Source organism: Variovorax sp. E3, from assembly GCF_016082275.1.
In the GTDB taxonomy this organism is placed as follows: domain Bacteria; phylum Pseudomonadota; class Gammaproteobacteria; order Burkholderiales; family Burkholderiaceae_C; genus Variovorax.
Genome location: NZ_MOWM01000259.1, coordinates 1 through 6,098, shown reverse-complemented (window position 1 = coordinate 6,098; position 6,098 = coordinate 1). Strand labels below are relative to the sequence as shown.

Below are 6,098 nucleotides of genomic sequence, written 5' to 3'. Positions count from 1 at the left end.
CGCGCGCGCTGGCAATCGCCCAGCCGAAGATGCCCAGGCCCGCCAGCGCGAGCAGCGCGCCGACCCAGCCGGTCGAGGTCCAGCCCAGGCCCGCGGCAATCGCCACGCCGCCGAGCCATGCGCCCAGCGCGTTGGCCATGTTGAAGGCCGAGTGGTTGAGCGCGGCCGCCAGCGTCTGCGCGTCGCCGGCCACGTCCATGAGGCGGATCTGCAGCGCCGGCCCGATGGCCACGGTCGTGCCGATCAGGAACACGTTGATCGACGCCGCCACCACGTTGTGCGCGGAGAAGGTGAAGACCGCGAGCACCAGCGCCGCATAAGCCATCACGCCGCCGATGGTGCGCATCAGCGACTTGTCGGCCAGCCGCGAGCCGACGAGGTTGCCCACCACCATGCCCAGGCCGAACAGCGCGAGCACGAAAGGCACGCCGCCCAGCGGCAGGCCGGCCACCTCGATCAGCGTGGGCTTGATGTAGCTGAACACCGAGAACATGCCGCCGAAGCCGATGGCCGCGATGCCGAGCGTGAACCACACCTGCTTGCGCTTGAGCGCGCCGAGTTCGCGCCAGGGGCTGGCGCCGGGCGCGGGCGCGATGTTCGGAATGTCGCGGCGCACCAGCACGATGGCCAGCAGCGCGATCAAGCCGACGAAGACGAAGGCCGCGCGCCAGCCGAAGACCTGGCCGAGCCACGCCGCGATGGGCACGCCGACCAGCGTGGCACCCGTGAGCCCCAGCATCACGAGCCCCACGGCACGCGCGCGGCGGTCGGGCGGCGACAGCGCGGCCGCCACCAGCGCGGCCACGCCGAAGTAGGTGCCGTGCGGCAGCCCGGTGGCAAAGCGCAGCAGGTTCAGCGAGAGGTAGTCGGGTGCGAGGGCGCTGGCGAAGTTGCCGAGCGCGAACACGGCCATCAGCGCGATCAGCAGGGTGCGGCGGCCCCACCCCGCCGCGAGCACGGCCAGCACCGGCGCGCCGATGACGACGCCGAGCGCATAGGCGCTGATGACGTGGCCGGCTTGCGGGATGGTCACGTCGATGTCCTTCGCGACCTCGGGCAGCAGGCCCATGATCACGAATTCGCCGGTGCCGATGGCGAAGCCGCCGACGCCGAGCGCGAACAATGCACGGCCGAAATGGGCCGTGGGGGTGGTAGCGGTAACAGCAGAGGCTTCCGCGCTGCTGAGCGTGGGTGGGGTGGCGTTCAAGACCGGGGGCTCCTGGCGGGAGATCGCCCGGCGTGCGCGGGCAAAGCGCGATTTTAGGGTAAACCCTGAATTCTTGCTTGCAGTTGCGTCAGATTGCGACCAGTTGGCGCACGCCCTGCGCTTCCATGTCCTTGCCGAGCCCGCGCGCGATGACCTCGCCGCGTTCCATCACGAGGTAGTCGTCGGCCAGTTCCTGGGCGAAGTCGTAGTACTGCTCGCACAGCACGATGGCCATGTCGCCCCGGTCGGCCAGCATGCGGATGACGCGGCCGATGTCCTTGATGATGCTGGGCTGGATGCCCTCGGTGGGCTCGTCGAGGATCAGCAGGCGCGGCTTGGGCGCGAGTGCCCGCGCGATGGCCAACTGCTGCTGCTGGCCGCCGGAGAGATCGCCGCCCCGGCGGTTGATCATCTGCTTGAGCACGGGGAACAGCTCGAACAGCTCGGCCGGAACAGGTGTGCTGCCGCTCTTGTAGGCCAGGCCCATGCGCAGGTTTTCTTCGACGGTGAGCCGGGCGAAGATTTCGCGGCCCTGGGGAACGAAGCCGATGCCGGCCCGAGCCCTGTCATAAGGCGTCGCCTTGTGGATCGGCTTGCCTTCGAGCTCGATGCTGCCGCTCTTGATGGGCACGAGGCCCATGAGCGACTTGAGCAGCGTGGTCTTGCCCACGCCGTTGCGGCCCAGCAGCACGGTGACCTTGCCCAGTGTCGCCTCGAAGCTCACGTCCCGCAGGATATGGGAGCCGCCGTAGTACTGGTGGATGTTCTTGACTGTCAGCATTTTCAGCCGTCCTTTTGTTCTATCGGGAGCGCCCGGTACGCGGCACGGCGCGGTCGGCCCTCACCCCAGCCCTCTCCCGGAGGGAGAGGGAGGAATTCAAGGGATGCACAGCAGCTCTGTCCACGGCGGCGGGGGCTGTGCCCTTGGGCGGCCGTTGAGGCACCGCCGAGCAGCGCAGCGACGGGCGGATCAGGGCTCGCCCTTGTTTGAGCGAAGCGAGTTTGGGCGAGACCCCGCCCGGCGCGAGCAGCGCAGGGCAGCCGCGCAGCGGCCGGTGACGTCGGCCGCCCAAGGGCGCAGCCCCCGCCGCCGAGCCCCTGACAACCGCCGCGACCAGTTCAACGCCCAAGGTAGACCTCGATCACGCGTTCGTCGGCCTGCACTTCGTCGAGCGTGCCCTGCGCGAGCACCGAGCCGTCGCACAGCACGGTCACGATCTCGGAGATGGTGCGGATGAAGCTCATGTCGTGCTCCACCACCATCAACGAATGCTTGCCCTTGAGCGTGAGGAACAGCTCGGCCGTGCGCGCGGTTTCCTCGTCGGTCATGCCGGCCACGGGCTCGTCGAGCAGCAGCAGCTTCGGGTCCTGCATCAGCAGCATGCCGATCTCGAGCCACTGCTTCTGGCCGTGGCTCAGGTTGCCGGCCAGGCGCGAGACGCTGTCGGCCAGGTGGATGGTTGCCAGCACTTCGGCCAGGCGGTCGCTCTGCGCCGAGTCGAGCCTGAACAGCATCGACGCGCGCACGCCCTTGTCGGTCTTGAGCGCGAGCTCGAGGTTCTCGAACACGGTCAGGTGCTCGAACACCGTCGGCTTCTGGAACTTGCGGCCGATGCCCAGTTGCGCGATGTCGGCCTCGCGGTGGCGCAGCAGGTCGATGGTGCTGCCGAAGAACACGGTGCCCGAGTCGGGCCGGGTCTTGCCGGTGATGATGTCCATCATCGTGGTCTTGCCCGCGCCGTTCGGGCCGATGATGCAGCGCAGCTCGCCGGGGGCGATGTCGAGCGACAGGTTGTTGATGGCCTTGAAGCCGTCGAAGCTCACGCTCACGTCTTCGAGGTAGAGGATGCGGCCGTGCGTGACGTCGACCTCGCCCGGCGTGACGTGGCGGCCGAAGTCGGCGGCCCGGCCACCCGACTCGGTGCTGCCGCTCGCGTAGGGCATGCCGTGGGCGCGTGCCACGCGCTCGGCGCCGGCTTCCATCAGGTCGGGCGTCATGCGCGGGCTCCCTTCGCGTCGACGGGCAGCGATGCAAGCGCGTCGGGCTCGACGCCCTGCTCCGCCGCGACGGCGCGGCGTGCCTCCTGCACAGGCGCCGCTTCCGCCGGCGCGGCCTTCCTCTTCTCCCGCGACAGCCACTTGCGCACCAAGCCCACGATGCCGTTCGCAAGAAGAGCGTGACGGCAATGAACAAGGCGCCCAAAAAGTACAGCCAGTACTCCGGATACGCCACCGTGAGCCAGCTCTTCGCGCCGTTGACGATGAACGCGCCGATGATCGGCCCGATCAGCGTCGCGCGCCCGCCCACCGCGGCCCAGATCGCGATCTCGATGGAGTTGGCCGCGCTCATCTCGCCGGGGTTGATGATGCCGACCTGCGGCACGTACAGAGCCCCCGCCACGCCGCACATGACGGCCGAGATGACCCAGATCGTGAGCTTGTACGGCAGCGGGTTGTAGCCCGAGAACATCACGCGTGTTTCGGCGTCGCGAATGGCCTGCAGCACGCGGCCGAACTTGCTGCCGATGAGCCACTTGGCGAACAGGAAGAAGCCCAGCAGCGTGGCGCCCGTGAGCGCGAACAGCGTCATGCGCATTTCCTGCGTGGCGATCGGGATGTTCAGGATGCGCTTGAAGTCGGTAAAACCGTTGTTGCCGCCGAAGCCCGTCTCGTTGCGGAAGAACAGCAGCATGGCCGCGAAGGTCATGGCCTGCGTGATGATCGAGAAGTACACGCCCTTGATGCGCGAGCGGAAGGCGAAGAAGCCGAACACGAAGGCGATGATGCCGGGCACCGCGACGATCATCACCAGCGTCATCACGAAGCTGCCGCTGAAAGTCCAGTGCCAGGGCAGTTCCTTCCAGTCGAGGAACACCATGAAGTCGGGCAGGTCGCTCTTGTAGTTGCCGTCGCGGCCGATCTGGCGCATGAGGTACATGCCCATCATGTAGCCGCCCAGCGCGAAGAACAGGCCATGGCCCAGCGACAGGATGCCGGTGTAGCCCCAGATCAGGTCCATGGCCAGCGCGCAGATGGCGTAGCACATGATCTTGCCGACCAGCGCCACCGCGTAGTCGCTCATGTGCAGCGGGCTGCCGACGGGCACCCACATGTTGAGCATGGGCGCCACGGCGCACACCACGATGAGTGCGACGAAGAAGGCCGTCCAGCCCTTGCCGCTCAGCAGCGGGCCCTTGGTGGGAAGTACGACCTTGCTCATGCCTCGGCGCTCCGGCCTTTCATCGCGAAGATGCCTTGCGGGCGCTTCTGGATGAAGATGATGATGAAAACGAGCACCGCGATCTTCGCGAGCACCGCGCCCGCCCAGCCTTCGATGAACTTGTTGAGAATGCCCAGCCCCAGCGCTGCGTACACGGTGCCCGCGAGTTGGCCCACGCCGCCCATCACGACCACCATGAAGCTGTCGACGATGTAGCTCTGGCCCAGGTCGGGGCCGACGTTGCCGATCTGGCTCAGCGCGCAGCCCGCCAGGCCCGCGATGCCGGAGCCGAGCGCAAACGCATAGGTGTCGATGCGCGCGGTGTTCACGCCCATGCACGAGGCAATGGGGCGGTTCTGCGTGACGCCGCGCACGAACAGGCCCAGCCGCGTGCGGCTGATGAGCCAGCCCATGGCCAGCAGCACCAGCGCCGCGAAGATGACGATGCAGATGCGGTTCCACGGCAGCGTGACGTTGCTCAGCATGGTGAAGCCGCCGCTCATCCAGCCGGGGTTCTCGACGCCGACGTTCTGCGCGCCGAACAGCGAACGCACGAGCTGCTGGAGCATCAGGCTGATGCCCCAGGTGGCCAGCAGCGTCTCGAGCGGACGGCCGTACAGGAAGCGGATCACGCCGCGTTCGAGAATGGCGCCGACCAATGCCGACGCCAGGAACGACACGGGAATGGCCGCCACCAGGTACCAGCCGAACATCGACTCGGGCATGTACTTCTGGAACAGGCCCTGCATCACGTAGGTGGCGTAGGCGCCGATCATCATCAGCTCGCCGTGCGCCATGTTGATGACGCCCATCAGCCCGTAGGTGATGGCCAGGCCCAGGGCCGCGAGCAGCAGCACCGAGCCCAGGCTGATGCCGCTGAACACGGCGTTGATGCGGTCGCCCCAGACCAGCGAACCGTCGATGCTGGCAATGGACGCGACGATGGCCGCCTTGACGTCGGCCTCGGTCTCGTCGGCCAGGCGCTGGTTGAGCAGCAGCTTGGTGTCGGGGTTGCGGTTGTTGCCCAGCTCTTTCGCGGCAACGAGGCGCTTGGCCTTGTCGGCGCTGGTGAGCATGCTGGCGGCGCGCACCAGTTCGAGCTGCGCCTTGATCTTCGGATTGGTCTCGGCGGCCAGCGCCTTCTCGACCATGGGCACGCGCGATTCGTCGGGCTCCTTGAACAGCGCCTGCGCGGCTTCGGCGCGCACCGCGTCGTCCTTGCTCGTGAGCTTGAGCGCGGCCTGCGCGGCATCGAGCGCGCCGCGCATGAGGTTGTTGTTGACGACGTCCTCGGCGGTGTCGGGCACCTTCAGCTCGGCGCCGGTGACGGGGTCATGCCCTTTGTCGTCCTTCATCACGAAGACCTTGTCCTCGGTGTACTTGACCGCGTCGTCGGACATGGCCTGGATGAAGGCTGCTGTTTTGTCGTCGGCCGTGAGCACGGCCTTGTTGAGCGCGGCAATGCGGGCTTCGGACTCGCCCGAGGCGATGGCCTTGGCTTCTTCGGCGGTCAGCGCATGGGCGGCCGATGCCACGAGGAGCATGGCGGCGAAGGCGCAGTGAAGTGTTCGTCGAAGCATCATGAAACTGGAAGTTGGATTGGCTCCCTCCCCTTCCGGGGGAGGGTTGGGGTGGGGGCACGCGGCGCCTGAACAAGCGCAGTGCTCGACT

General features: G+C 67.4%; 4 protein-coding genes and 1 pseudogene. All 5 read right to left on the bottom strand.

The window, feature by feature from the left end; translation table 11 throughout:
• A partial coding sequence (locus tag BMG07_RS39340; protein ID WP_198089021.1) for an MFS transporter occupies positions 1 to 1,207 on the bottom strand: 1,207 nt, incomplete at its 3' end.
• A gap of 88 nt (positions 1,208 to 1,295) precedes the next feature.
• Positions 1,296 to 1,988, bottom strand: coding sequence for an urea ABC transporter ATP-binding subunit UrtE (gene urtE, locus BMG07_RS39335; protein ID WP_198089020.1), 693 nt, complete (start codon positions 1,986 to 1,988; stop codon positions 1,296 to 1,298).
• 338 nt (positions 1,989 to 2,326) lie between these two features.
• Positions 2,327 to 3,205: an urea ABC transporter ATP-binding protein UrtD gene (gene urtD / locus BMG07_RS39330; RefSeq protein WP_198089019.1), complete on the bottom strand. Its 879-nt coding sequence runs from the start codon at positions 3,203 to 3,205 to the stop codon at positions 2,327 to 2,329.
• Positions 3,202 to 4,427 (bottom strand): annotated as a pseudogene (gene urtC, locus BMG07_RS39325) (urea ABC transporter permease subunit UrtC). Before urtC ends, urtD begins: the two are co-directional and overlap by 4 nt.
• Positions 4,424 to 5,971, bottom strand: coding sequence for an urea ABC transporter permease subunit UrtB (gene urtB / locus BMG07_RS39320; protein ID WP_198089018.1), 1,548 nt, complete (start codon positions 5,969 to 5,971; stop codon positions 4,424 to 4,426). The pseudogene urtC and the gene urtB overlap by 4 nt, the downstream one beginning before the upstream one ends.
• Positions 5,972 to 6,098 lie beyond the last annotated feature (127 nt).

What these genes read in the sequence shown, in the direction of transcription:
- urtE (WP_198089020.1), bottom strand. Translation starts at nt 1,988, where the DNA reads ATGCTGACAGTCAAGAACATCCACCAGTACTACGGCGGCTCCCATATC.
- urtD (WP_198089019.1), bottom strand. Translation starts at nt 3,205, where the DNA reads ATGACGCCCGACCTGATGGAAGCCGGCGCCGAGCGCGTGGCACGCGCC.
- urtB (WP_198089018.1), bottom strand. Translation starts at nt 5,971, where the DNA reads ATGCTCCTCGTGGCATCGGCCGCCCATGCGCTGACCGCCGAAGAAGCC.